The sequence below is a fragment of the Methylobacterium sp. WL116 genome, assembly GCF_008039455.1.
Taxonomy (GTDB): domain Bacteria; phylum Pseudomonadota; class Alphaproteobacteria; order Rhizobiales; family Beijerinckiaceae; genus Methylobacterium.
The window spans coordinates 1-729 of record NZ_VRUV01001020.1; the positions used below are offsets into that span (position 1 = coordinate 1).

General features: G+C 74.8%; 1 pseudogene. It reads left to right on the forward strand.

Annotated elements, in window-relative coordinates:
• Window positions 1-187 precede the first annotated feature (187 nt).
• A pseudogene (locus tag FV223_RS29165) lies at window positions 188-729 on the forward strand (hypothetical protein); the annotation flags it as partial.

Genomic DNA, 729 nt, shown 5'->3' on the forward strand with positions numbered 1-729 from the left:
GGCCTCCGGTCGGCACCGCGGCTGGATCGTCCGGTCTCGCGGCCGTCGCGTCGGGGTGCCGATCCGCGGGCGCCGATCGCCGCCGCACCCCCGATGCATTGCGCCGGCCGGCAACTGGACTACGTTCGGCCCGTGCGATTCGGGCTCGAACGGAACGACACGCGGACGGCCTCAAGGGATCTCGACGATGGGCAAGCAACGGACGCCGCAGGGACGATCGACCGGCCGCCGCTCCTCCTCGACCCCGCCCGGCACCCTGCAGGGCAAGACGGGTGAGGCCAAGACGGGTGAGGCCAAGGCGGGTGAGGCCAAGGCGGGTGAGGCCAAGGCGGGTGAGGCCAAAAGCGCTCGCGCCGCCGCGCTCGAGGCGGCGCTGCACCCGCCGGAGGAGTCGTTCCCGCCGGTGCCCTCCGAGGCGCCTCCCGAGCCGCTTCACGCGCACCTGATGGACACGGTCTCGCCCGAGGCCCTCGGCACCGCGACCGGCACCCCGACGTCGGCGCCCGAGCCGGAGGCCCCCCCGGCCGAGATACCGGTCCCCGCCGACGCCAACCTGGCCGAACCCGCCTTCGCCGAGATCCCGAATCCCGAAGCGCCGCCGGTCTCCGAACCGGAAGTTGCCGGCCCGGCTGCGGACACGGCGCCCGCACCTATCGATGAGCCCGTGCCTGCCGACGAGCCCGCGCCGGCGCGGCGGATTTCAGCGGGACCACGTTGGTGTAGGCGGGC